The sequence below is a fragment of the Kouleothrix sp. 19917 genome (assembly GCF_057073505.1).
Map to the genome: position 1 here is coordinate 5,695,422 of NZ_CP097099.1, position 23,633 is coordinate 5,719,054.

At 63.4% G+C, this 23,633-nt stretch carries 22 protein-coding genes; 6 read left to right on the forward strand and 16 right to left on the reverse strand.

The genetic code is table 11. The annotated features are described in order from the left end of the window. Nucleotides 1-8 precede the first annotated feature (8 nt). From M1P90_RS22985 to M1P90_RS23010, 6 genes are all read right to left on the reverse strand, one after another. Nucleotides 9-707: a response regulator transcription factor gene (locus M1P90_RS22985; RefSeq protein WP_483697779.1), complete on the reverse strand. Its 699-nt coding sequence runs from the start codon at nt 705-707 to the stop codon at nt 9-11. A 400-nt stretch (nt 708-1,107) separates the two neighbouring features. Further along, nucleotides 1,108-1,470 carry a hypothetical protein gene (locus M1P90_RS22990; protein WP_483697781.1) on the reverse strand — a complete coding sequence of 121 codons (363 nt, stop codon included), beginning with the start codon at nt 1,468-1,470 and terminating at the stop codon, nt 1,108-1,110. Continuing rightward, nucleotides 1,470-1,991, reverse strand: coding sequence for a DUF4405 domain-containing protein (locus tag M1P90_RS22995; protein ID WP_483697782.1), 522 nt, complete (start codon nt 1,989-1,991; stop codon nt 1,470-1,472). Before M1P90_RS22995 ends, M1P90_RS22990 begins: the two co-directional genes overlap by 1 nt. 219 nt (nt 1,992-2,210) lie before the next feature. Continuing rightward, the gene (locus M1P90_RS23000; protein ID WP_483697784.1) at nt 2,211-2,858 is read right to left on the reverse strand and encodes a DedA family protein; all 648 of its coding nucleotides are present in this window, start codon (nt 2,856-2,858) and stop codon (nt 2,211-2,213) included. Continuing rightward, nucleotides 2,858-3,484, reverse strand: a complete 627-nt coding sequence (locus tag M1P90_RS23005; protein WP_483697785.1) for a hypothetical protein — start codon at nt 3,482-3,484, stop codon at nt 2,858-2,860. The genes M1P90_RS23000 and M1P90_RS23005 overlap by 1 nt, the downstream gene beginning before the upstream one ends. Before the next feature lie 96 nt (nt 3,485-3,580). Further along, the gene (locus M1P90_RS23010) at nt 3,581-4,129 is read right to left on the reverse strand and encodes a DUF6789 family protein (protein WP_483697786.1); all 549 of its coding nucleotides are present in this window, start codon (nt 4,127-4,129) and stop codon (nt 3,581-3,583) included. Between the two features lie 228 nt (nt 4,130-4,357). Here M1P90_RS23010 and M1P90_RS23015 point away from each other — a divergent pair, with 228 nt between their 5' ends. Continuing rightward, nucleotides 4,358-4,801: an OsmC family protein gene (locus M1P90_RS23015; protein WP_483697787.1), complete on the forward strand. Its 444-nt coding sequence runs from the start codon at nt 4,358-4,360 to the stop codon at nt 4,799-4,801. A gap of 314 nt (nt 4,802-5,115) precedes the next feature. On the opposite strand, the gene M1P90_RS23020 is transcribed toward M1P90_RS23015, so the two are convergent. Continuing rightward, entirely contained in the window at nt 5,116-7,581 is a 2,466-nt protein-coding gene (locus tag M1P90_RS23020) for an ATP-binding protein (protein ID WP_483697788.1), read from the reverse strand. A gap of 278 nt (nt 7,582-7,859) precedes the next feature. Here M1P90_RS23020 and M1P90_RS23025 point away from each other — a divergent pair, with 278 nt between their 5' ends. Next, nucleotides 7,860-8,225 (forward strand): hypothetical protein, encoded by a 366-nt coding sequence (locus M1P90_RS23025; RefSeq protein WP_483697789.1) that lies wholly within the window; start codon nt 7,860-7,862, stop codon nt 8,223-8,225. Nucleotides 8,226-8,350: 125 nt separating this feature from the next. Here the strand turns inward: M1P90_RS23025 and M1P90_RS23030 are convergent, their stop codons facing one another. From M1P90_RS23030 to M1P90_RS23045, 4 genes are all read right to left on the reverse strand, one after another. Further along, entirely contained in the window at nt 8,351-8,839 is a 489-nt protein-coding gene (locus M1P90_RS23030; RefSeq protein WP_483697790.1) for an MOSC domain-containing protein, read from the reverse strand. A gap of 120 nt (nt 8,840-8,959) precedes the next feature. After that, complete coding sequence (locus M1P90_RS23035) at nt 8,960-10,822, reverse strand: N-acetylmuramoyl-L-alanine amidase (RefSeq protein ID WP_483697791.1); 1,863 nt, start codon at nt 10,820-10,822, stop codon at nt 8,960-8,962. Between the two features lie 243 nt (nt 10,823-11,065). Further along, nucleotides 11,066-12,373: a hypothetical protein gene (locus M1P90_RS23040; RefSeq protein WP_483697793.1), complete on the reverse strand. Its 1,308-nt coding sequence runs from the start codon at nt 12,371-12,373 to the stop codon at nt 11,066-11,068. Between the two features lie 63 nt (nt 12,374-12,436). Next, a complete protein-coding gene (locus tag M1P90_RS23045; RefSeq protein WP_483697794.1) occupies nt 12,437-14,680 on the reverse strand; it encodes a sensor histidine kinase in 2,244 nt (747 codons plus the stop codon). Nucleotides 14,681-15,183: 503 nt separating this feature from the next. On the opposite strand from M1P90_RS23045, the gene M1P90_RS23050 reads away from it, so the two are divergent. The 3 genes from M1P90_RS23050 (at nt 15,184) to M1P90_RS23060 (ending at nt 17,747) form a co-directional block, all read left to right on the forward strand. Beyond that, nucleotides 15,184-16,380 carry a M23 family metallopeptidase gene (locus tag M1P90_RS23050; protein ID WP_483697795.1) on the forward strand — a complete coding sequence of 399 codons (1,197 nt, stop codon included), beginning with the start codon at nt 15,184-15,186 and terminating at the stop codon, nt 16,378-16,380. 344 nt (nt 16,381-16,724) lie between these two features. Then, a complete protein-coding gene (locus M1P90_RS23055; protein ID WP_483697797.1) occupies nt 16,725-17,138 on the forward strand; it encodes a CBS domain-containing protein in 414 nt (137 codons plus the stop codon). Nucleotides 17,139-17,363: 225 nt separating this feature from the next. Further along, the gene (locus M1P90_RS23060) at nt 17,364-17,747 is read left to right on the forward strand and encodes a RidA family protein (RefSeq protein ID WP_483697799.1); all 384 of its coding nucleotides are present in this window, start codon (nt 17,364-17,366) and stop codon (nt 17,745-17,747) included. A 160-nt stretch (nt 17,748-17,907) separates the two neighbouring features. Here M1P90_RS23060 and M1P90_RS23065 read toward each other — a convergent pair whose 3' ends face one another. Then, nucleotides 17,908-18,222 (reverse strand): hypothetical protein, encoded by a 315-nt coding sequence (locus M1P90_RS23065; protein WP_483697800.1) that lies wholly within the window; start codon nt 18,220-18,222, stop codon nt 17,908-17,910. A gap of 66 nt (nt 18,223-18,288) precedes the next feature. Further along, nucleotides 18,289-19,293 (reverse strand): AAA family ATPase, encoded by a 1,005-nt coding sequence (locus tag M1P90_RS23070; protein ID WP_483697801.1) that lies wholly within the window; start codon nt 19,291-19,293, stop codon nt 18,289-18,291. Between the two features lie 183 nt (nt 19,294-19,476). Between M1P90_RS23070 and M1P90_RS23075 the strand changes: the two genes are divergently transcribed. Then, on the forward strand, nt 19,477-19,728 hold the full coding sequence (locus tag M1P90_RS23075; protein WP_483697802.1) for a glutaredoxin family protein: 252 nt from the start codon (nt 19,477-19,479) through the stop codon (nt 19,726-19,728). Nucleotides 19,729-19,888: 160 nt separating this feature from the next. Here M1P90_RS23075 and M1P90_RS23080 read toward each other — a convergent pair whose 3' ends face one another. The 3 genes from M1P90_RS23080 to M1P90_RS23090 all read right to left on the reverse strand — a co-directional run bounded on the left by M1P90_RS23080 (nt 19,889) and on the right by M1P90_RS23090 (nt 23,418). Continuing rightward, entirely contained in the window at nt 19,889-20,794 is a 906-nt protein-coding gene (locus tag M1P90_RS23080) for an intradiol ring-cleavage dioxygenase (protein WP_483697803.1), read from the reverse strand. Between the two features lie 275 nt (nt 20,795-21,069). Next, a complete protein-coding gene (araA, locus tag M1P90_RS23085; protein WP_483697804.1) occupies nt 21,070-22,578 on the reverse strand; it encodes an L-arabinose isomerase in 1,509 nt (502 codons plus the stop codon). 195 nt (nt 22,579-22,773) lie between these two features. Next, nucleotides 22,774-23,418, reverse strand: a complete 645-nt coding sequence (locus tag M1P90_RS23090; RefSeq protein WP_483697805.1) for an L-ribulose-5-phosphate 4-epimerase — start codon at nt 23,416-23,418, stop codon at nt 22,774-22,776. Nucleotides 23,419-23,633: the final 215 nt, after the last annotated feature.

The following is a 23,633-nucleotide window of genomic DNA, read 5'->3' on the forward strand; positions in this document are numbered from 1 at the left end:
GCGTTGAACTATGCGCCTGCGGGCTTGCGCACCGCAAAGCGGTAGCCCATGCCATAGACGGTATCGACATAGATCGGGTTTTTGGGGTCGGGTTCGATCTTGGTGCGCAGGTTGCGAATATGCACGTCGATCGTGCGCTCGTAGCCCTCGTAGGCCTCGCCCGACACGCGGTCGAGCAGGTCGAGCCGCGAGAATACCTGCCCCGGCGCGGCGATCAGCGTGGCCAGAATGGCAAACTCCGACGGCGTCAGATCGACATAGTGTTCGCCAACCTTCACCGTGCGGCCAGCGCGGTCGAGCACAATATCGGCGGCGCGCAGCAGGTCGGGTTCGGTGGCGGCCTTGGTGCTGCGGCGCAGCACGGCCCGCACGCGCGCAATCAGCTCGCGCACATTGAAGGGCTTGGTGATGTAGTCGTCGGCGCCTAGCTCCAGGCCCAGGATCTTGTCCTGATCTTCGAGCTTGGCGGTGAGCATAATCACCGGTGTTTCGGCCTCTTTGCTGAAGGCGCGCATGAAATCGTAGCCGCCCATCTCGGGCATCATCAGGTCGAGGATGATCAGGTCGGGCTTTTCGACGCGGGCTACATACAGCGCCTCGCGGCCGTGGCCGGCCTCAACGACGCGATAGCCTTCCTGCTCAAGGTAGACGCGAATCAGGTCGCGGAGCTTGGCTTCGTCGTCAACAACCATAATTGTCTGACTCATGGCGTTCCTCGCTGATGATCATGCTTGGTGTTTGTGGCGTGTATTATCGAACCTTCTGGCCCTGGCTGCAACCTGCAACCGCAGAACCGGGAACCACGGAACCGAGAACCAAACAGTTGGCAGTTGGCAGTTGGCAGTTGGCAGTTGGCAGTTGGCAGGGAGTGTGATCTGCAACCCGCAAACCTGCGAACCTGCAACCACAGAACTGAGAACCGCAGAACCGCAGAACCGAGAACCACGGAACCACAGAACCGAGAACCGAGAACCAAACAGTCGGCAGTTGGCAGTTGGCAGGGAGTGTGATCTGCAACCCGCAAACCTGCGAACCTGCAACCTGCCAACTTTCAAACCTGCGAACTCGCAACCTGCCAACTTTCAAACCTGCGAACTCGCAACCTGCCTACGCCGGTGGGGCCTGGGGCTGCGGGCCGCCGCTGCGCGGGTTGTGCCGCGTGAACAGCCGCTTGATGCCCACCACCACGGCGGTGATAACGCCGACAATCACGAGGTTCTTGAGCACTTCCACCAGGCCAAACATGCTGGCCGACTCGTTGTGATCGCCGCCGGGGCCGCGCTGCGGGCGCGCCGCGCTGGTGCTTGTGCTGCTGCCGTCCGTGCTGGTGCTGGCGGCTTGCGCGAACTCGGGCGGCATGTCGCGCTGGGCGCTGGCGGTTGCGCTGCCCGAATGGTTGAGCGCAAACGCGACCCCGACGACAACCAGCGCGGCGGCGAGAATGGCGAGCGTGCGTGCAATGATCTTCATTAGTTGGCCTCTTTCTGGGAAGCGGCGGCGAGCTGCGGGGCGCGGCGGCCAGTGATTGGGGCAATCACGAAGCGCTTGAACATATTCGCGATCCACTGCCAGTGCAGCGCGACATGCAGGCCGACGAGCAGCAGGAACAGGTTCGCGGTGGTTTCGTGAATGCCGCGCCAGCTGCCGCCCAGCGTCGCTGTGATGCCAAGCGCGGGCAGCGCAGAGCGCGAGATCATCAGGCCGCTGAAGATGATGAGCGTCACGTCGATAAAGAGCAGCGCGTTCAGCACATAGTTGACGCGGGCCGACGGCGCGGCCTTGCTGAAAAAGCGCTTGGTTACTTCGACCAGCCACTGCCAGTGCAGCAGCAGGTGCGTGACGATCGCCGCGCCGAACGCGATGCCAAGCCATTCGTGCACCGGCACGCCGCTGAAGCGCGGGGCCATTGCGACCAGAAAGGCGATGAAGATGGCAATATCGACGATCAGGTTGGTTTTATTGCGGCTGGGCTGTGTTGCTGAGGCTTTCATTGCTTTCCCTTGCTTGCTACAGGTGTTTACTTTCAATGGCTGTATGGTAGCAAGAAGGTTTTTAGAGATTGTTAAGAAGCAATGTGGAGAGTGTGTGCGTGGGGAGCGAAGCGGGAAACTGCATGTCACCGCAAAGGGCGCAAAGGACGCAAAGGTGGGAATGAGGACGAATGACGGCGCTTAGTCGTTCGTCCTTCGTCCTTCGTCGGTGGTGGGTGGTTAGCGTTGCGGCGCGGGGGCGGTTGCGTCGGCGGCGTCGGCGCTGGTGGCGGCTGGCGGGCGGCGTGCCCAGCGCAGCAGCGCAAACACGCCAACGCCGGCGATGGCCAGGCCCACCAGCACGCCGCTGAAATCGCTGATAAAGGTGCTTACCGCTTCCCACTGGCTGCCGAACACGTAGCCGAGCGTGCCATACATCAGCAGCCAGGTGAGCTCGCCGGCGGCGGCATAGCCAACAAAGCGCTGGGTGGCATAGCCGCTGCTGCCCGCCACCAGGTTGAGCGGCACGGCGATGGGCGTGAGCACACAGCGCGTGAGGTAGATCGCCAGGCCGCCGCGTTTTTGAAAATAGTCTTCGGCGCGCAGCCAGGCGGGCGAGCCGCCAAAGCGCCGATTGATCGGCCCGCGCAGCAGGCGGCCCATGCCATAGCTCAGCGTATCGCCCACCACCACAAAGACCAGCCCCACCAGCAGCGCCGAAGTCAGATCGAGCACGCCCTGCTGCACAAATGCCCCGCTCGCCAGCACCACAAATGTGCTTGGCACCGGCAAACCCACCGCCGCCAGCATCAGGATCAGCCCGAGCGCAAACGCGCCATAGGTGACGATATAGGTGAGCGCGGAGTCGCTTAGGTCGGAAATGCTCATTATTGCCCCTGATGCGCGTCGAGTGCGCGCTGAACGGCCTGCTCAAAGGCGCGCGGGCCACCTGGGTAGTGCTGCTCGTCGCTCAGCAGGATGAGCGGCTTGGTATCGTTGCCCTCCTGGGGAATGCCAAGCTGCTGGAAAATAAAACTTTCCGGCACGCCGCTGCTGTTGGCAATGTAGCGGATGCTCATCCACGGGCGCACATCGCGCAGGCCCGTAACCACCGGGTTGGCGCGGTATTCGGTGATACCTTTTTTCAGCCGCTCGGCAGCCTCCGAGCGCGCGTCGGTGAACGAATCGTCGATGTGGTAGATCTTCTCGATGTCGCGCAGGGTGCTGTTGGCGTTGCGCTGGTTGTAGGGCACGGCCAGCTCGCTGAAGAGGTATTCTTCCGGCACGGCATAGGCCACCGCCACAAAGCGCACCGTCATCCACGGGCGAATGGCGTCTACGCTGGCGGTGCCGCGATCGAGGCCCTGCTGCTGAATGTAGCGCAGCTGGCGAAACGATTGCACCGAGCGTATTCCATATATTGCCGCCACCGCGAGGCCAATGACGATCACCACAATCGTCACGAGCATGCGCACACGCGGGCGTGCCAGCCATGTTCGAAGCCGTGCGATCATCCCGAGCCTTCCTTATACGATAGAGATGCCCGCCGCTGCATCGCCTGCGGGCACGCGCACGTGCGCAGCTTCATTATACTGTACTTGCCACGGGTATTATGCCACCGGGCCGCCGCCGAGCTGCCCATACGATTGCGGGGCCAGCAGCGAGTAAAGCAGGCCGGTGATCGCACCATACACGAGGTGCTGGATCAGCAGCGATGCGGTTGCGATGGTGAGAATGGCCGGCACAAGCAGTGGCGCAATCGCAAAATAGATAATCCCCCAGACCAGCAGGCCATACAGCGGCCCGGCGACCTCGGGCGTACCCATGCTCGACGGTAATGGCGCCGCCCGCCGCATCAGCAGCGCGAACAGCACGCCCAGCAGCGCGGAGGCCGCCAGATGCAGCGCCACGCCCAGCAGCACCGGGCCAGCTGCAAAACCAGTGGTAGCGGTGGCGCTTGTTCCCAGCAGAATGCTGGCGATCAGCTTGAGCTGGAGCCAGCGCTCCTGGTTCAGTACCATTGTGAGCAGCGCGGCCAGCACCAGCATCGCCGTGCCGCCAGCCAGCCCGGCCAGCGCGCCCGCCAGCGCAGGGCGTGGGTTCCATCTATACGAGCTATGGCGGCAATGCCGCCGGTGTGCCATGTGCAAACTGTTCATTGCCCGCTCCTTTGCGCGCCATGTGCGGCGCGACGCTTCTGGCCGGGCCGCAGCGGTTGCGGTAGTGCCGTGTATAGTGATATCCTAACAGGTGCCTCTTTAGAGATTGTGAAGAAACAATGAGGAGTGTGTGTGGCCTGGCGGCGGCGCTGGCGGTCGCTTTCTTGCTGCATACGGCGGCGTTGATGTGCCGGGCGCAGGTCCGGCCGTAGTATGGAGGTAGCACGAATGGCGGATCTCAATCGTAACGCAACGTCCACCTGGCGCGGCGACCTGAAGAGTGGCGCGGGTGTGGTTTCGACCGAGAGCGGCGCGGTGAAGGATGTGAAGCTGAACTTCGTTTCGCGCTTTGAGAATGGTGGCGGCAGCAACCCCGAGGAGCTGATCGCGGCCGCGCACGCGGGCTGCTACAGCATGGCGCTGGCGAATGGCCTGAGCGGCGACGGGCACGTGCCCGATTATGTCACGACCAAGGCCACGGTAACGCTGCGCACGGGCGCGGGCGGGCCGAAAGTAGCGAAGATTCACCTGGATGTGGAAGGCAAGGTGCCGGGAATCGACGCGGCTACGTTCCAGGCGGCTGCTGAGAAAACCAAGGAAACCTGCCCGATTTCGCGCCTGCTGCTGCCCGGCCTGGAGGAAGTGACGCTGACGGCAACGCTGGCGGAGTAAACCCAGGGCTTCTGTTGCTGGGAAATGACGAAAGACAAAGGACGAATGACCAGCCTGGTCGTTCATCCTTTGTCTTTTGTCATACCAAGTTCGGGTAAAGTCTTGCATTCTGTCATTCTGAACGGAGCGTTCGCGGAGTGAAGAAACTCCTATTCGAAACAGGAAGAGATTCTTCGCTTCGCTCAGTATGACAATCCGTAAGCAATCATCCGTATTCGGTATTACGCACTACGCATTACGCATTAGAGAGCGGAGTGCGTAGTGCGCTATTCCTCTTGGTGTCTTCGTGACTTCGTGGTGAAAACGAGTACGACTCAGCCTAGCGCCTCACCGACTGCCTGCGCCGTGCCGAGTGCTGAGCCAGCCGCCCACGCCCGCGCAAATGCATCGTCGCCCAGCGCGGCGCGCGCCAGCGCCACCGCCCGCTCGTAGGTGGCGCGGGCGGCCGGCGCCGGGCGGCAGCCAATGGAAGTGCGCAATGCCTCGGCCGCACCCCACAGGCGGGCGGCGCGCTCGGGCTCTTCGTCGAGCGCGGCGGCGGTGCCAAGCCCGGCCAGCGCATAGCTTGTGCAGGCGCGGTCGCCCTGCCGCCAGCTATGCGCCAGCCCTTTGCGCAGCCAGCCCGCCGCTTCGTTGGGGCGGCCCAGCCCCAGCAGCGATTCGCCCATCCCCAGCTGCGCCCAGAACACGCCAACATAGTTCTCGCCCACCGGGTAGCCCAAGCTGTCCTGGTGAAGCTGTGCCGCGCGCGCAAAATCGCCACGCAGCTGCGCGACATGCCCCAGGTGGTTGACCGTCCAGAATTGTGTGTCAACCTCGAGCTGGTGCTGCTCGGCGAAAGCCTGGTTTTCGGCCAGCAGCTCTTCGGCGCGGTCGGCATCTTCTTCGAGAATGGCGATGCCAGCCAGGCTATTGAGTGTGTTGCTAATCAGCCAGCTAAATTCTTGCTGGCGAGCGAACACGAGTGCCTCGTTCATGCGCGCCCAGGCCGTGGCGCTGTCGCCCTGCTCGCGCGCTACCCAGCCCAGGCGCTCGGTTACCCAGGCGCGGAAACCTTCGTCCTTTGCCGCCGCTTCGGAAGCGATAGCTCGTTCGAAGTTAGCACGCGCTGCCGCGAAGCTGCCAGTGAGCGAGCGGAAACAGCCAAGCTCGGCACATGCGCTCGCATACAGATCCGACGCTGTATCGTTGCGCGGGTCGCTCAGGGCGCGCTCCAGCGCACTGATGCCTTCCTGCCAGGTGCCATGCCTGTGCCAGAGTGGCACGAGCGCGGTAACGATAAGCTGCAGCGCGGTGATGAGGTCGCCGCCGGCGCGGTTGGTGTGTTCCAGTGCCGCGCGCAAGTTCTCGTACTCGGAGTTGATGCGTGCCTGCCAGGTATCCTCATCTTCCCCCGAACGATTATCCGCCAGCGCCAGGTAGAACTGTGCATGCGCGTCGCGCAGGGCCGGCGCTTCGCCACTCGCTTCCAGCTGCTCGGCCGCGTAGACGCGCACGGTTTCGAGCATGCCGAAACGCGGCTCGCCGTCGGGGTGGGCGCGGCGGCGCAGCAGGCTATGTTCGAGCAGCGTTGCCACGCCCGCGACCACATCGGGCGAAGCGCCATTGCCGCCACAGATCGCCTCGATTGCTGCAAGCGTGCCGCCGCCCACAAACACCCCGAGCCGGCGAAACAGCACCTGCTCAGGTTCGGGCAGCAGCGCGTGGCTCCAGCCAATCGTGTCGCGGATGGTTTGCTGGCGCGCGGGCAGGTCGCGCGGGCCGCCGCTGAGCAGTTGCAGGCGGCTGCTCAGCCGCACGAGCAGCGCAGCTGGCGGAAACAGCTTGATGCGCGCGGCAGCCAGCTCGATCGCCAGCGGCAGGCCATCCAGGCGCGTGCAGATTTCGGCCACGGCGGCGGCATTCTCGGCGTTGAGCTGGAAGCTGGGCTGGGCATCCTGCGCGCGCGCCACGAACAGCGCCACCGCTGCGTAGTGCGCCAGCCGCTCGGCCTGTGTGTCGGTTGTGTCGGGCAGTGCCAGCGGCTCGACGGCAGATTCTTTTTCGCCGCGCAGGCGCAGCGCCGCCCGGCTGGTCGCCAGCACTTTCAGGCCCGGCGCGGCGGCCAGCAGGTTGGCCACCAGCGGCGCACCCGGCAACAGGTGCTCGAAGTTGTCGAGCAGCAGCATGGCGCGGCGCGCGCGCAGCTCGTCTTTCAGCGTTTCGGAAAATGGGCGCACACCAGCCTGCGGCAAGCCCAACGCCAGCGCAATCGCCGCGCCAACCTGATGGTGGTCGTTCACCGGGGCGAGATCGACGAAAAAGACGCCGTCGGGAAATTCGCTTTGCAACCCTGCCGCAATTTCCAGCGCCAAACGAGTTTTGCCCACGCCACCTGGCCCGGTCAGCGTTAGCAGGCGCGTAGTGGGCTGGCGCAGCTGCGCATTCAGGGTGGCAAGCTCGCCGCCGCGCCCGATCAGCTCGGTTGGGGGCAGGGGCAGGGCGTTTGGTGAGAGTGGTGAAATGGCCGGCGCGGTGGCAGGCGCGGCCGCGATTTCAAGCGTGTCGGCGGCGCGCTCGGCGCGGGCGGCTTGAATAAAGGCGGCGCGCTCGTCGGGCGCGATGCCCAGCACCTCGGCCAGCTTCTCGGCCAGCGCACGCGACGGCCGGCGCGCATCGGCCTCGATCTTGCGCACCAGATCGAGCGAGCAGCTTGCGCGCTGCGCCAGATCGGCCTGCGTCAGGTCGAGCGCTTTGCGCCGCCGCCGCAGCCAGTAGCCAAACGAGTGCGTGCGCTCCATAGCCCTCCTGTTCAGGTAGCGATAAAGCTTCTACACCTTCCTGAAGCCGTACACAGCCAGCAGGCAGCCGCCTGGGCGCGAAAGAGCGTGCTGTGGCGCCCCATCCTGGCCTTGCAGAATTTTCCCCGGTGTACTTAGAACGTTTGAAATACACGAATTTGCGGGTTTGTTTGCTGCCGGGCCGCGGTTGCGCCTGTCGTGTTTTTTGTACCAGAAAGTAATACCCGTGGCGCGGCCAATCGTGGTGTCATGAGCGCGTCGATGAAAGGAGTTCGCGAATGCAGAAACGCACAATTTTCACGCGCGCCGCCCATTCCATGCGCCGGTGGAAACGATGGCGAATCAGTTTCGTGCTGGCGCTGGTGCTGCTTGGGGCGGGCGCATATGGTTTCGGCGGGCTGGAACCGGCCGTTGCCTCCTCGCCACGCACAGCCCACGACCCAGCCATGCAAAGTATTGTCGATTACCTGCGGGCGCACACGAATGTTCACACGCCCGTGCCGGTGAGCACGCCTGCCGACGCGGCGCAGCAAGCGGTGATGAGCTATGTGCGCGTGCATTCCGCCCCGACGCCGGAGCCTGCTTCGCTCTGGGAGGCGGCGGCGCAAGCGGTGCGCGAGTATCTGCGCGCCCACAATCCCTAGTGCGCTTTCAGCGCAGGGTTGAGGGTAAGGGAATAGGGATTTGGCGGTTGCAATGCTGGGGTTCTTCCCTAGATTTCCGCATCGCTTTCTTGATACTGCTCAGCGCCGCTGCCGCCCAATCAGGTTTATCTGCTGGCCCGCACGAGCTTCACCGGGTCGCCGGTTTGCACGGTGGCCTCGGCCAGCACGCGCCCGTACAGGCGGCTCCAGCCGGGGTGCAGCTTCTGCGAAATGCGCTTGGAAAGGCCATCGGCGAATGAGCCGGCAATGTTGCTGCACGGCGCGGCATAACTGGTGATCTCAACCAGCAGATCGCCAATCCGCAGCTGGTCGCCTACGGCCAGCTCGCCCCAGTCGATGCCGCTAATCGTCAGGTTTTCGCCAGTGCTGCCCGGCGCGATTGGGTGGCCTTCCGCTTGCAGGGCGGCGATGCGCTCCAGCGAGTACAGCGAAACGGCGCGTTCGGGGCCACCGTGGAAACGCCGGTCGCGCTGCTTGTCGCCGGCGACGCCCTGCGTGCCAATTTGTGTGTTTGGGACAGCATGCTTGGGCACGCCGCCGCGCGGGTTGACATTGATCGAGGCGACATATGCGCCAGTGGGTTCGCTTGCCATGCAATCCTTCTCTGCCTGTGAATGCGCGCTGCTTGTACAACTTTTTCGGAAATCTGCTGCTTGTTATGACGAATGACGAATGGCCAGGGTGGTTTCGTCCTTCGTCTCTCCAATCGGCCCCTACGCCCCGCGCTCGACAGCCGCGCCCGGAAAGCGCGTTTGCAGCTCGGCCAGCAGCCAGTCGAGCGCGGCCGACTGCGCGTCGTTTGCGCCCGCGCCGGTCGGCTCGACGCCAATGCTGAGCGCGTCGTTCACGCCAGCCGACTGTGTGTCGGCCAGAAGCTGGAAGATCGCGCCGGCGCTGTCGATATAATACCCGAAGCGCGCCGTTTCTGCTGCTGCCGCCAGGTCGGATGCGGCCGGGCCAGCTGCCATTTCCACCACAATCCGCTGAACTGCCGCGTCGCCGCGCGCGCTGCCCGGCGCGGTGCTGGCGCTCACATCGCTGAGCGCGGGCGCGGGCACCTCGCGGCCAAGCAGCCCGCCGCGGTAGATGCGCCCCGGCAGCACCGCGCTGGCATCCTCATCATCCGAAAGCACCGCCGGCCCGCCGTCGTCGGGGTCGCTCTGCTTTAGCAGCACGCTGAGCTGCGCGAGCTTGTCATCTTCCTCGCTCAAAGTGACGGGCAGCTGGCCGATCACGATTTTGCTCCAGTCGCCATCGGCCGGGATCTGGCAGTACAGCACGTCGAGGGCATAGGGCATTGCCACCAGGCGGTTGCCTTCGAGTATTTGAATTTCGGCCTTGCCCATGGGCGCGCCCATGCCGTGCGCAATCGCGTAGCGGCAGAACAGGGCGTTCGGGTCGAAGTTGCGGCCGGTGCGTGCGGTGTACAGGTCGTTCAGCACCAGCGTGCGCAGCTCGCGGTCGGCGGGGCTGTGCGGGTCGCCGCTGTACATGTTGCTGGTCAGCTCGCTCAGGCGCGTTACTTTGCCCGTCCAGATCAGCGTGTCGAGGGCGTAGTGCTGGCACGAAATTTTGCCGCCCGGCAAAATATGGTCGGGGCCAATCGGCACGCCAATATCGGTCATGTGGTTGAGGAAGAATTGGTGAAAGGCCTGGTCGGGCCGGAAGCCTTTGACTGGATCGACCGACTGGAACAGCAGCTGCAAGAGCGCGTCGCGCTGCGGGCCACCGGGCGTGGCGCTCAGCTTCTGCACCTGCTCGGGCGTGTCGGGCGCGGCGAAAAACAGGTCGCGCCCATAGGCTTCGACGATCAGCGACTGGCCGTTTACCGTTACCGCGCGCTGCTGGTCGTCTTCGCCCTGGCCGTCGCCGCTGGCGGGCGGCGTGATGACGGCGATGGGCATGCCGGTGCTTTGCGACACGGCTTGTTTCAGCAGCGGCCAGGCGAACGGGCGGGCAGCGCCGGCTGCGCGGTAGGCCAGATCGACCAGGAATTTGCGCAGTTGCTGCGGGGCCGCGAGCGGCTGGGGCGTGGGCGCGGGCACGGCTGGCTCGGCGGGTGGCGGCGTGGGCGGCGGGCCGGCGCTAAACACCTCGGCCACGAAACGCTCCCACGGAAAGCCGGCCGGGTCGGTTTTGCGCTTAGGCGCGATGTCGAGGTGGCGCACCACCTGGCGGCGCGGAATATTATATTTCGACACAAGGTAGCGCACCAGATCCAGCGCGGCGGTGTACTGCGCGGGTGGGTAAGGGTCGCGCCCGTTGTTCAGGTTTTCCAGCTCGATGCCAACCGAAATCGGGTTGCACGACGGCGACACGCGCTTGCCATCGACTGTCCAGCTGCTGGCGCCGGCCTGCCAGGCAATATCTTTATCTTCCACCATCTGCGAAACAACGCCGGCCTTGCTGATGTAATAGTGAATCGAGACGCGGCGGCTTGGTTCGCCACCTCGCCGCAGGTAGTTGTAGTCGCCCGGGCCGCGCGCTGCGGTGGCGTGCATTACAACCATACGGACGCGGCTGGCATTGCCCGGCTCGAAGCTATTGCCGAGCAGACCGACTTTGTTGATCTGCATGCATATTCTCCTGCTAGTGCGAGGCCGATGGCGGAGATGTGGGGTGGGGATGCGAACGACTTAGTATAGCACGCCAAACGGTGGAAAAATGTCGGCGAGCTGATTGCGTTTTAGTGGCGGGTTTGGTGGGAAAGCGTTCGCTCGTGCATTATCAAGAAAGCGATGCGGAAATCAGGGAAGAGTTTCTGCATTGTGGTCACGAAACCCTATTCCCTATTTCCTATTCCCTGCACTGAAAGCGCACTAGAGGTGGGCAACCAGGCTGAGCAGCCAGGATGTGAAGGGCCATAAAGACTGGCTTAGGGCGCGGCGGCTCGGCGCAACTGGCCCAGGCGGTGTGTCGGTTGGCACCGGCGTGTTGGTGGGCGCGGGCGTGTCGGTTGGCACCGGCGTGTTGGTTGGCACCGGCGTGTTGGTTGGCACCGGCGTGTCGGTTGGCACCGGCGTGTTGGTGGGCACGGGCGTGCTGCTTGGCGGCACAGCCGTATTCGTGGGCACGGGCGTGCTGCTTGGCGGCACAGCCGTATTCGTGGGCACCGGCGTGTTGGTGGGCGTATTGGTTGGCGTGCGCGTGTTGGTCGGCGTGCGCGTCGGCGTATTGGTTGGCGTGCGCGTGTTGGTCGGCGTGCGCGTCGGCGTGTTGGTTGGTGTGCGCGTGTTGGTCGGCGTGCGCGTGTTGGTCGGCGTGCGCGTCGGCGTGTTGGTTGGTGTGCGCGTGTTCGTTGGCGTGCGCGTGTTCGTTGGCGTGCGCGTCGGCGTACGCGTGTTGGTTGGCGTGCGCGTGTTCGTTGGCGTGCGCGTGTTCGTTGGCGTAATCGGCAGCGGCGTCTTTGTGGGCTTGGGCGTGCTTGTAGGAGTGTTGGTTGGCGTGCGCGTATTCGTTGGCGTGCGCAGGGGCGTGCCAGTGGGCGAAGGCGTTTTCGCTGGCACACTGGGGGCTTGTGTCGCTGTGCTTGGCGCTGCGGGCGCGGATGTTGGGTTGCGCGGTTGCGCCGTCGAACGGGCTGGCGCGCGGGTGGGCGCTTCGGCAGCGATTGGCGTTGCCTCGGGGCGGCTGTCGTTGCCGGGCTGCCCACCCGGCTGTGCCGGCTGGCTAGCGGGCGTCGCGCTTGGCCGCCGCGCAATTGGGCCAGCACTCCCCGCCGTTGGGCGCGAAGGTGCCAGGGTTGGCGTTTCGGTGGGCAGGGCGGTTGGCTGCGGCAGCACCGCCACCGGCACGATCTCGGGCGTTTCGCGCACAGTCCTCTGCCCGGCGGTGCGGGCGTCGGCGGCGTCGCGCTCGACGGCAACAGCGGCGGCAGGATTGAGCGGCGCAAGCGCAACTGCGGGGGCCTGCCACGCTTCGTAATCGGCCTGAACCTGGGCCAGCAGGCTATGAGGATACACAACACCATAGGGCGAAACCGCCAGCAGCATCCAGCGTGCCAGTATCGCCACACCAACCGCGCCAACGCCCAGCGCAAGGTAGATAAGCAAAAGCAGCGCAATGCGGTCGAGCCGATCACGATATTTGAAGCGAAGCCGCTGCAATTCTGAGTTGATGCGCGCCATCTCGACCGCTACCCTTCATCCCTGCTGCGCTGTGTGCGTGCTGCTGGCCGTGTGTTGCTCATCTTATGCCGCCGTTGCCATGCTTTGGTCGTGCGAAACCGGTGCAACCTGCATATACGGCAAGGTCAGGCTGAAGGTCGTCCCTGCCGGCGAAGTATGTTCGAGCCAGATATGGCCGCCCTGCCGCTCGATCAGCTCGCGCGCGATTGCCAGGCCCAGGCCAATGCCGCGCTCGGCGGAATTGATGCCCTGCGCGCCGCGCGCAAAGCGAGTAAACAGGTGCTCGCAGAAATCGGGGCTGATGCCCGGCCCGGTGTCGGAAACATCGATACGCACGAGTCCGTGCTCGGCGCGCGCGCTTACGGTGACGCTGCCCGCCTCGGTGTAGCGCCGCGCATTATCCAGCAGCTGCTGAATCACAATCCGCAGGTGCTGCTCGTCGGCCAGAATACCGGGCAGGTCGTCGGGCAATTCAAGAACAAGCTCAAGCTCTTTCGCGGCCATGGCCTTGCGAATCGGCCAGATCATTGCATCGAGCAGGTGGCGCAACTCAACTGGCTCAAGCACCATGTGCAGCGTGCCCGATTCAAGCCCCGCAATCGTGATGACATTATTCAGCAGCGCCGTCACCGTCTGGGCGTTTTTGCGCATGGCTTCCAGCAGCGTGCGCTGCTCATCGGGGATGGGGCCGGCCAGGTTGCGCAGCAGCAGCTCGGAGGTGCCGCCAAGCACCATCAGCGGCGTGCGCAGCTCGTGCGAAATGGTGGCGATGAAGTTGGTTTTGGCGCGGTCGACCGCAACTTCGCTGGTGAGGTCTTGCAGCACAAACACATCGCCCAGTGGCGCGCCGTTGTCGCTTTCCACCAGGGCGGAGTTCACGCGCACCACCCGGTCGCCAAGCGTGAACAGGTCGGCTGCGCGGGTGCCACCAAAGGCCAGCGCATTGCTCTCAAACGGCTCAAGTGGCAGCTCGGTGAAATGCTGTGGCAGGGGCTGATCGTCGGGCAGGGCCAGCAGCTGGCGCGTGGCCCGGTTGATAATCATAATATTGCCGTTTGGGTCGCACACCACCACGCCATCGGTGATGCTTTCGACAATCGCGGCGCGCTGGCTGGCTACCGAATCTACCGCCCGGTAGAGGTTCAGCAGGTCGCCAGTCATGTTGTTGAACGATTGCGAGAGCATGCCAACTTCGTCGATGCCCTGCACCTTGCTGCGCCGCCCGAAATCGCCAGCCGAAACTGCCTGCGCGGTGCTCACCAGCTCTTGCAGCGGGCGCGTTATCTGCTGGGCGATGAAGATGCCCAGGCCAATGATCGCCAGCATCAGCACCAGCGTCAGGATCATCAGCGGCCAGCGCACATCGCTCCACGTTCCATTGACATAGTCGCGCGAAAGCGCAACCGAAAGAATGCCAACCACATCGCCGCGCACGCGCAGGGGGGCGTAGGCAAACTGGTACTCGCGCTGGTTCACCGACACAACATCAAAGATCGCCTGCTGCTGATTTTCTTCCAGGCCACGAATGCCATCGATCAGGTCGCGCCGGATGTTCATTTCGGCCAGGCCGTTATTGGCCGGCAGCGTGCTTTCCAGCGCAACGCCATCTTCGGCCTGGTACAGCGCCAGAATGGCAGCTTGCGACTGATCGCGCAGGTCTTGCAGCAGCGTGTCGAGCTGGGTGGCGACGAGGATGCCGCCCACAATCTTGCCATTCTGCACAACGGGTGCGACAGTGAACAGATAGCGCGTCTTGTTGGTGCCAAGCTGAAGCAGGCCGGCATATTTGTCGCCGCGTGCGTCTTGCTGGCCGGCCAGAATGCGCGGCACAAACCACAGCTCCTGCACTGGGCGTTCGGGGTTGCTTATGCGCGCATTGGGCTGGCTGGGCTGGCGCTCCCAGTCGATCAGCGCGCGCCCACTGGTGTCGAACGCGATCATGCGATCGATGCGCTGGCTGCTGCGCTGGCTGCCAATGCGGAAATACGGGTCGAGCGCGCGCTCCAGGCTGGCGCGATCGCTGGCGGCCAGGGCATCGGCCACGGCGGGGGCGTTGGCCTGCGGGTTCGCCTGCGCAAACACAATCACGCGCAGCGACACCAGGTTTTCGCTTTCCTGCTGCACCAGCCGGTCGTTCACGTCGCGCGCGGCCTGGGCAAGCTGGTTGTTCAGCCGTTCCTGGGCGTTGCTGGTAATGAAGAAGAAGGCCACCGCCGAACCGGCCAGCGCCACCACCAGCGTCAGCAGAAGAAAGGGAAGGATGATCTTATATTGCAAATGTGAGCGCAGCTCACGAAACAGGCGCATTGGCAGTACCCCTTTTCCGAGGCACAATCGATATGACTGTAATGTTGAATTTAATGCGGCTGGTAGCGCCAATTTGAGTATAAAGGCTGCACATTGGCGTCGCAATAGAATTAGCCGGGTGCAGGATTACAATTTTTATACATATTCATGGGCTTCTGGCGGCACCGTAACGCCGAAAAGCGGTTTTTGACGGCTTTGGGAAGCGATGAATAAACTGTTGCGTCGGCAGCATGCCCGAAAAAAGGCGCGCTTTTTCTTATGAATAAACGTATGTATTTGTGTCATACGATGCTTTGTCTCAATCTCTGCTGCGCGCGGGCGATTTACGCATGGGGATGCTGTGTTTGGCATGTGGCGCGCTCTCCGCGAACGGCGCGGAAGCGCGCTTATTGAAGAACAGGTTATTTACGAAAATTTGACGATTACATGCAGCCGTGGTATTCTCCGCGACCGTTGGCGGCCATGTGTTGCCACCCACGTATTCTGCAAGCCCAGGAGGTTGCATGCCCCGATCGCCGCATGTGCCATGTTCGCACACCGACGCATCACAACACAGCATTCATCCCACTCTTACGCGAATTCAGTTTCTTCTTTTTCTCTTTGTTCTCGCGCCCGTTCTCGCCTTCGCCGCGCCCGCTGCCCCGGCCTCCGCTGCGCCGTCCCTTTCGCTCCCCATTCCCCCCGGCGAAACCTGGAAGATCATCCAGGGCTATGGCTGTGGCTCGCACAATAGCTGGGATCGCTACTCCCTCGACATGGTGAACGCTGATGGCCGCACATTTGGCGCGCCCGTGCACGCCGCTGCCGATGGCACGATCTGGTCGTGGACCGGGAAAAGCGGCACGCTGATCCTGTCGCACGGCGGCGGGTTCTACACCATGTACACGCATATGGACAGCGCGGTGTCGACCAGGCTCGACCGCGCGGTGAAGCGCGGCGACGTGATTGGCTATGCCGGCGAGCGCGCGGCCCACGGCCTGCCGCACCTGCATTTCACTGCCTTCACCGGCCAGGGCATTGCCGCGAGCGGACGCAAGTCGGTGCCGCTGAGCTTTGCCGAGGGCTACGACCTGCCCGACACTGGCGGCTGCAACCAGCACGGCGGCGAAAAGCTTACCGCCACCGGCGAGCGCGCCGCGCCGATCACACAGGTGCAGTTCCGCACCGCCGCACAGGCCGAGCACTGGTACAACACCGACGAGCGGATCGAGTTCCAGCTGCCCGATGGCGCGCACGCCTTTAGCCAGGGCTGGGATCTTGCGCCGGCCAGCGATACCCCGCAGTTCAGCGACGCAAGCGCGGGCTATGTGCAGGGCGCGTGGGCGGGCGAAGGCTTGCACACGCTGCATGTGCGCTACTGGGATGCGGCCGGCGCTCCGCAGCTGGCCAGCTTCGGCCCGATTGGCTACGACACCACCGCGCCAAGCGCGCCAGCCGCCGCAGGGAAGCAGGTGCTACGCGCCGGCCAGCCGGCGACGCTGCGCTGGGCACCCGCCACCGACAGTGCCTCGGGCGTGGCGGGCTACCGCGTCTACCTCGGTGCCGACCCGAATGGCACTGCCGACGCGCAGGTAGGCGCCCCTGAGCTGGCCGTGCCAGACCTTGCACCGGGCGCGTATGTCCTGCGCGTTCAGGCGCTCGACTACGCCGGCAACGCCAGCGCGTGGGCCACCATCGCAACGGTGGCTGTGGCGAAATAGCGTTCGCGCTGGAAGAAATGTTCATGGCCGCGCCCAGGCAGGTATTGCCCGGGCGCGGCCTTTTTATTAAGTACTCTGGAAAATAAATTTCCTTGTACTCAGCTTCCAGGAAGCTCAAGCCAGTTTTCTTTCAACCTGATACTCAGATAAGCTTCCTGGAAGCTTGCCCGTTGTATGAAGTAACGTATTTTCCAGAGTATTAAGGTTTGTTTACTCCTGCTTGTGGCTTCTTCTCCCGCTCAACCGGCCATGCGCGTATCATCCCTGGTAACCGCAGCAATTCGCGCACAAGCATGCGCCGCGACGGCTTGCGCAGCCATCGGCGCCAGGGAAGGAGCATGGCCATGCGAGTTTCCGATCGAATGAGCGTCCCAGTTCTTTCTATTTCGCCCGAAACAACCCACCACGATGCCCTGCGCCTGATGCAGGAGCAAAGCGTGCATCACCTGCCGGTTGCCGACCTGCGCGGCCAGCTGCTGGGCATTGTGGCCGAGCGCGACCTGCTGCTGGCGGCGGCGCATTATGTTCAGGCCGCGATCGAAGTTTCCGAAATCATGCAGCGCGATGTCGTCGCCGTTACGCCCGAAACGCCGCTCACCGAGGCGGCTGGGCTGATGGTGCGCTATAAAATCGGCGGCTTGCCGGTGCTGAATGCCGAGCTGCAACTGGTGGGTATGATCACCGAAACCGACCTGTTTAGCCTGCTGGTTTCGCTGGTCGAAAGCAGCGATCTGCTGTCGCGCGTGCAGGGGGCGTAGCGCGCTTTGGGGGCAGGGGTTGGCGGATGGGGAGTAGGGATTGGCGGCTCGGCCACGGCAGTAAGTGCGTAGTCGGTTGTCCGTCGTCTGTGGCCATTCAGCAAGGCTGCACGTGCGCAGTTTCACCGAAAACCGGCTGGGCCTGGGGTTTGCCATTGCGCGGTACAATAGCAAGCCCCGGGCTTGGCTGCGCCTGGGCCGATTCGCGCTTGCAGGAGGGTTCCGATGAGCAAGGTTACGCATTTCGCCGCGCAGGGTGCTGCCGCCACACTGCCCTTTTCCGAAGCCGTGCTGGTGGATCGCACGCTCTACCTTTCGGGGCAGCTCGGCACCGACGCGGAGCTTCAGCTGGTGCCCGGTGGCGTCGAGGCCGAAACGCGCCAGACGCTTGAAAATATTCGCGCAGTGCTGGCGCGCCACAGCGCAACGCTCGACAATGTGGTGAAGTGCACGGTGATGATGGCAGATATGGCCGAGTGGCCGGCCATGAATGCGGTGTACCGCACGTTTTTCAGCGCAAAGCTGCCGGCGCGCAGCGCGTTTGGCGCGAATGGGCTGGCGCTGGGCGCGCGGCTGGAAATCGAGGTCATTGCGGTGCTGCCCGAGTAAAAGGTACGCACTAAGTTCCTGGCTTTGTAAAGCGCAGAACGTAGCACAGCATGCCAAATGTTTGGTGTTGGTTGTAGTCGGCAGCCGGCAGTGAGCAGTCACCATCATTACTGCCAACTGGCAACTGCCTACTGCAAGCCAAGCAAAATGCATCGCCCGGCTAGCCCTGCCCCGACGACGGCGGGCCGCCCGGCCCCGAGATCGTCTGCGTAAGCGTCTTCCAGATGTCTTGCACGGTTGTTTGCACCGTCGCAATCGTCTGGCGAATTGGGTCGGGCGACAGGCGCGCGTCGATGCGGGTGCGCGCGTCGTTGAACACTTCGTTGAGCATCTGGTGGGCGTAATCGCCGTGCAGGCGCACAAATTCTTCGACATATACTTCCAGCATCACGTCGCCGTTGGGCGTGGTTTTAGCCTCGGCAAGCATTTGCTGGAGCAGCGCGCGCACGTCGCTGCGGAAATCTTCTGCTGGCATGTTCTTCTCCTTCGGCGTAAGCCGCCGTTCCTGGTAAGACGGGTGCGCGCGCTGGCTTGTTGCAGCCTAGCGGCGCGGCCCGCTCGCCAGCGTCTGGTGGCGGTATTTGCAGTGTTCGCAGTAGGCCACGCGGTAGCCGGCCAGCGTGGCGAATTGCAGCGGGTGGCCGCAGTTCGGGCAGCCCTCGGGGGCGCGGAACTGAACGCCCGGCGCGGCAGGCGCTGGCTCGGCTGGCGCGGCAGAAGCTGCTGGCGCGGCGACGCTGCGCGCCAGATCGGGCGCAACCGGCGTGGCCGGTTGGTCGCCATTGCTGGCACGCCCGCCCGGCCGAAAGCTGAACATCGCGCCCATGCGCTCGACCAGCAGCGCATAATCGACTGCGCCGCGCGAGCGTGGGTCGTACTCGTAGATCGTTTTGCCAAGGGTTGGCGCTTCGGAAAGGCGCACATTCACACGGATCGGCTCGGCCACCAGCGGGCCGAAACGCGCCTTGAGCGCGCCCAGCAGCTCGCCCGACTGGCGCACACGTGGGTCGAACAGCGTGGGAATGATCAGGCGGATGCAGCTACTATTGCCCTTCACGCGGGCCACCTGCGCAAACAGCAGGTCGATGCTCTTGAGCGAGAAATGCTCGATTGCCGTGGGAACGATCACATCGGTGGCGCAGGCCAGCGCATTGGTGCTGAGCGTGGTAAGCGAGCCGCCGCTGTCGATCAGCACCAGGTCGTAGTTCCCATAGATCGGGCGCAGGCTTTGGTCGAGCGCGCGGCTCCAGTCGGCGCGGCGCGCCAGAATGGGCTGAACGTTCAGCAGCGTGTCGTCGGCGGCGAGCAGATCGAGGTTGGGGCGGGCGGCAACCACGCACTCGGCGGCGGCCACACCATCGGCCAGCACGTCGTAGAGCGTGCGGCGCGGGCGCACACCCAGCGCCAGGGACAGGTTGCCCTGCGGGTCGGCATCCACCAGCAGCACGCGCGCGCCTTTCAGCGCAAAACCCGCGCCGATGTTCACCACAGTGGTGGTTTTGCCGATGCCGCCCTTGGCGTTGGCGATCGCGATCACACGGCCCATATGCCCGCTTGTTCTCGGCGTCCTGCCGCTTTGTATCGAGATATTTACTAGTGTATCACAACTGCATAGAGCATGCTTTCTCAGCATTTTACTTTCGTAAGTAATGTGCGTATAATTAGGGGCATCAATTCTGCATGAATTGCGGTGTCCAAGGCGATGCCGAGTTTTACGGAGGAACCCCTGATGTCGGACTCAACAATTACGATGTATGGTACAACCTGGTGTGGCGACTGCCGGCGCGCCAAGCGCGTGTTCGAGCAGCACGAGGTCGCGATTAACTACGTGAATATCGAGGAGAACGAAACTGCACGGCATTATGTCGAGCAGGTGAATAACGGCTACCAGAGCGTGCCAACGATTGTTTTCCCCGATGGCTCGATCCTGGTCGAGCCCTCGACTTCGGCACTGACGCAGAAGCTGGCGACCCTGAAGTAGCCCGTTTTCTCGCGCGCCATACTGGCAACAAGAAAGCTCCTGCACCTGAGCGTAATGCCCGGGCGCAGGAGCTTTCTCGTTGCCAGAACCACGGAACTACGGAACCGCAGAACCGAGAACCGTTGCTGGTTCTTGGTTCTGCGGTTCTCGTACTTGTCTTTTACGCGTTGATGCCCACCGTCAGCTCGATCGTGTAGCCATTGGTGGTATCGCCCGTCACAGTCGCCAGCTGCTTGTCGACGCCATCGCTAAAGATGTTGTCGGTGGCGAGGCTGAGCTGCGACAGATTGCGCACGCTCTGCGAATAGCCATCGGTTGCGTAGACGGTTTCGCACACATCCTGCGGCAGCGCGAGCTGCGAGGTGTGGACGGCATTCGACGAAGCGGTGGCCTTGTCCAGCGACGGGTAGATTTCGAAATGGACGTGCGGCCAGCGCCCCTGGTAGCAGGCCGGGAAGATCGACGTGAATGTGAGCTTGCCGTTGCTGTCGGCGGCCTGCACGCCGCGCAGATAATCTTCGCTGGTGACGCCATTGCTGTAGAGCGAATAGTTGCCGTCACGGTCGCAGTGCCACAGGTAGACGGCGTAGTTCGCCAGCGGCGTGCAGTTGTTGCCGGAATCGACCAGGTTCAGCACAATCGTGGCGGGGATGCCGGCGGCGACGTTCTTGGTGCCCAGGCTGGTGCGAATGTCGCTGCGCACAATTCCCGACAGCGCCAGCGCGTTGAGCGACTGGTTCGAGGCGTTCGAGCCATCGGCCGGGTAGGGGCCAGCCGTCTCCTCGGGAATTTCGCCAACGCAGGCCGCCGCGCTGCTGCCAGTGGCGGTCGCGCTTGTGCTGGCCGCGCCGCTGCTGGCCGCCGTGGGCGAGGTAGAGCCAGACGAGGCGGCGGTTGGTGACGACGACGAAGACGAGCCCGACGTGGCGTTTGCGCCGCAGCCGGCCAGCAGCAGGCCGATGCCAACCGCGCCCATCTTCAGAATTTGTCGGCGCGCAATTGGCGTGCGCGTGAACATGGCCAGGTCGGCCTGCAAACCCAGGTCGTAAATATCGCGATCTTCCACGGGCGTTCCTTTCTCGAACTATTCCTGCCAATTCATCGTGCCAGCGTTCAGTAGCTGGCAAGTATCTGCGATGCGGCTGTCTGTGATAGTGCAAGAATACACGGTCGCTTTGTGGGAATTGTTAAGACGCGGTGTGGAAAGTGTTGGGTTGAGTATAGCAAGCTCTTTTGATTCTTGTGTTGCTGCGCTTGGCCATGCCGAGCGCAGCAACACAAAAAGAAAGCTCGGGGCGGCAAGCCGACCCCGAACTCCCTAACCCCTGCGCTCCAGACGTGCTAAATGCCTTTCGCCAGGTGGTAGTACAGGTCGTTCCAGCGCAGTTCTTTCTTGAAGCCCGCCACCGTGGTGCTGTTGTCGATCAGCAGGTATTCCATGCCGGCCATCTCGGCAAAATCGGCCATATGCTCGGCGGTGAGGTCGTAGCTGTAGCCGGTGTGGTGCGCGCCACCCGCGTAGATCCAGGCGGCGGCGGCAGTCTTCAGGTCGGGCTGGGGCAGCCACAGCGCGCGCGCCACCGGCAGTTTCGGCAGCGGCTCGTCGGTTGGCACTGCGTCGACGGCGTTGACGACCATGCGCAGGCGGTTGCCCATTTCCATCACCGAAACGTTGATCGCCGGGCCGGTTTTCGCGTCGAACACCAGGCGCACCGGGTCGGCCTTGCCGCCGATGCCAAGCGGGTGAACTTCGATGCGCGGCTTGCCGCTCGCAATCGTCGGGCAGATCTCGAGCATGTGCGCGCCAAGCACTTTTTGCCCGCTCGGGCTGAGGTGGTAGGTGTAATCTTCCATGAACGAGGTGCCCTTGGGCAGCCCGGCGGCCATGACCTTCATGGCGCGCACCAGCGCGGATGTCTTCCAGTCGCCTTCGCCCGCGAAGCCATAGCCGTCGGCCATCAGGCGCTGCGGGCCGAGGCCGGGCAATTGCACCAGGCCGTGCAGGTCCTCGAAGGTGGTAGTGAAGCCTTTGAAGCCGCCTTGTTCGAGGAAGCGGCGGATGGCCAGCTCGATCCGGGCGCCTTCGCGCAGCGATTGCGCTTGCGCGCCGCCGGGGCGCAGCGCCTCGACTACCTCGTACTGGTCGCCATACTCTTCGATCAGCGTGTCGACATCCGAGTCGGCAACCTCGTTCAGCACCTTCACCAGATCGCCCACACCGTAGCCGTTCACGCTATAGCCCAGCCGCATCTGCGCGTTGACCTTGTCGCCCTCGGTGACGGCCACTTCGCGCATGTTGTCGCCAAAGCGGGCAAAACGCGCGCCCTGCGCATCGGCCCAGGCGCACGCGGCGCGCGACCACGCGCCCAGGCTAGCCTGTACCTCGGGGTCTTGCCAGTGGCCGACGATCACCTTGCGGTCCAGGCGCATGCGGCTGCCAATAAAGCCAAACTCGCGGTCGCCGTGCGCCGACTGGTTCAGGTTCATGAAGTCCATGTCGATCGACGACCACGGGATGTCCTGGTTGAACTGGGTGTGCAGGTGCGCCAGCGGCTTCTGCAGGGCGCGCAGGCCGGCGATCCACATCTTGGCGGGCGAGAAGGTGTGCATCCAGGCAACAATGCCCACGCAATTCTTGGTGGCGTTGGCCTCCAGCACCAGCTGGTAGATTTCGTCGGGCGTTTTCACCACCGGTTTGAACACCACGCCAACCGGGATGGCGCTGGCCTCGCCCAGGGCGGCGGCAATCGCGCGCGAGTGCTCGGCCACTTGCTCAAGCGTTTCGGGGCCGTACAGGTGCTGGCTGCCAGTGACAAACCAGACCTCGTATTGCGACAGGTCGATTTTCATTGAAACCATCCTTATTTCAAATCACCACAGAGACGCAGAGGGCGCAGAGGTTGTCAGGTTACTATGTTGTGGGTTGTAGGCTCAATCCCAAAACCCCAGACCCTAAACCCTCATGTGGCTCAGCGGTCTGGGCGTATTGCTATACGCCCTTCGTGGCTCAGCGGTCTGGGCGTATTGCTATACGCCCTTCGTGGCTCAGCGCTGCCCGTACACGTTTGTATAGCGGTCGTGCAGCTTCTTCACATCGTCGGGCGCGATTTCGTCGGGCGTGCCGAGCTGCAGCGCATACCAGACCGTGCGCGCCACGTCTTCGGTCATTACGGCGGCCTTGACGGCGGCCTTAGCCGACTTGCCAACGGTGAACACGCCGTGGTTTTTCAGCAGCACCGCCGGCGAGTTGCCGATGTGCTCGATCACCTGCTGGCCGATCTCCTCGCCGCCGATCAGCGCAAAACCAGCGCAGGGGATCGGCCCGCCAAACTCGTCGGCGATAGCGGTGAGGTAGACCGGGATGGGCCGATTGAGCGCGGCGAAGGCGGTGGCGTAGGGCGAGTGCGTGTGCACAATGCCGTTGACGTCGGGGCGGTGGCGGTAGATGTACAGGTGGCTGGCGGTGTCGGAGGACGGCGAGAGCGTGCCTTCAACCACATCGCCCTCCAGGTCGAGCACGACATGATCTTCGGGGCGCAGGTCGTCGTACATCACGCCGCTGGGCTTGATGACCACCAGCCCGGTCTCGGGGTCGCGCGCGCTGACGTTGCCGCCCGTCCAGGTCACCAGACCGTTTTTCGGGAGTTCGAGGTGCAGCTTGTGGAGCTGCTCTTTGAGTGCTTCCAGCATAGTTATTCCTTTTTGCCTGCGGCAGCAAGGTATTTTCGTCTTATTGTGTGGTATTTTCCGCGCTACGCGCGGAAAATACCACACAGCAGGGGAAAGAAGTCGTTATGCCGCTCTACGGAATAGATATCGGTATTTTGTACTTTCGTAGTTTCCGAAACCGCTCGAAACTTCGTGTCTTCGTGCCTTCGTGGTTTCCGAAACCTTTCTAACCTTCG

Excerpts from the sequence above, each read along its gene's own strand:
- M1P90_RS22985 (WP_483697779.1), bottom strand. The coding sequence starts at position 707 with ATGAGTCAGACAATTATGGTTGTTGACGACGAAGCCAAGCTCCGCGAC.
- M1P90_RS22990 (WP_483697781.1), bottom strand. The coding sequence starts at position 1,470 with ATGAAGATCATTGCACGCACGCTCGCCATTCTCGCCGCCGCGCTGGTT.
- M1P90_RS22995 (WP_483697782.1), bottom strand. The coding sequence starts at position 1,991 with ATGAAAGCCTCAGCAACACAGCCCAGCCGCAATAAAACCAACCTGATC.
- M1P90_RS23000 (WP_483697784.1), bottom strand. The coding sequence starts at position 2,858 with ATGAGCATTTCCGACCTAAGCGACTCCGCGCTCACCTATATCGTCACC.
- M1P90_RS23005 (WP_483697785.1), bottom strand. The coding sequence starts at position 3,484 with ATGATCGCACGGCTTCGAACATGGCTGGCACGCCCGCGTGTGCGCATG.
- M1P90_RS23010 (WP_483697786.1), bottom strand. The coding sequence starts at position 4,129 with ATGAACAGTTTGCACATGGCACACCGGCGGCATTGCCGCCATAGCTCG.
- M1P90_RS23015 (WP_483697787.1), top strand. The coding sequence starts at position 4,358 with ATGGCGGATCTCAATCGTAACGCAACGTCCACCTGGCGCGGCGACCTG.
- M1P90_RS23020 (WP_483697788.1), bottom strand. The coding sequence starts at position 7,581 with ATGGAGCGCACGCACTCGTTTGGCTACTGGCTGCGGCGGCGGCGCAAA.
- M1P90_RS23025 (WP_483697789.1), top strand. The coding sequence starts at position 7,860 with ATGCAGAAACGCACAATTTTCACGCGCGCCGCCCATTCCATGCGCCGG.
- M1P90_RS23030 (WP_483697790.1), bottom strand. The coding sequence starts at position 8,839 with ATGGCAAGCGAACCCACTGGCGCATATGTCGCCTCGATCAATGTCAAC.
- M1P90_RS23035 (WP_483697791.1), bottom strand. The coding sequence starts at position 10,822 with ATGCAGATCAACAAAGTCGGTCTGCTCGGCAATAGCTTCGAGCCGGGC.
- M1P90_RS23040 (WP_483697793.1), bottom strand. The coding sequence starts at position 12,373 with ATGGCGCGCATCAACTCAGAATTGCAGCGGCTTCGCTTCAAATATCGT.
- M1P90_RS23045 (WP_483697794.1), bottom strand. The coding sequence starts at position 14,680 with ATGCGCCTGTTTCGTGAGCTGCGCTCACATTTGCAATATAAGATCATC.
- M1P90_RS23050 (WP_483697795.1), top strand. The coding sequence starts at position 15,184 with ATGCCCCGATCGCCGCATGTGCCATGTTCGCACACCGACGCATCACAA.
- M1P90_RS23055 (WP_483697797.1), top strand. The coding sequence starts at position 16,725 with ATGCGAGTTTCCGATCGAATGAGCGTCCCAGTTCTTTCTATTTCGCCC.
- M1P90_RS23060 (WP_483697799.1), top strand. The coding sequence starts at position 17,364 with ATGAGCAAGGTTACGCATTTCGCCGCGCAGGGTGCTGCCGCCACACTG.
- M1P90_RS23065 (WP_483697800.1), bottom strand. The coding sequence starts at position 18,222 with ATGCCAGCAGAAGATTTCCGCAGCGACGTGCGCGCGCTGCTCCAGCAA.
- M1P90_RS23070 (WP_483697801.1), bottom strand. The coding sequence starts at position 19,293 with ATGGGCCGTGTGATCGCGATCGCCAACGCCAAGGGCGGCATCGGCAAA.
- M1P90_RS23075 (WP_483697802.1), top strand. The coding sequence starts at position 19,477 with ATGTCGGACTCAACAATTACGATGTATGGTACAACCTGGTGTGGCGAC.
- araA (WP_483697804.1), bottom strand. The coding sequence starts at position 22,578 with ATGAAAATCGACCTGTCGCAATACGAGGTCTGGTTTGTCACTGGCAGC.
- M1P90_RS23090 (WP_483697805.1), bottom strand. The coding sequence starts at position 23,418 with ATGCTGGAAGCACTCAAAGAGCAGCTCCACAAGCTGCACCTCGAACTC.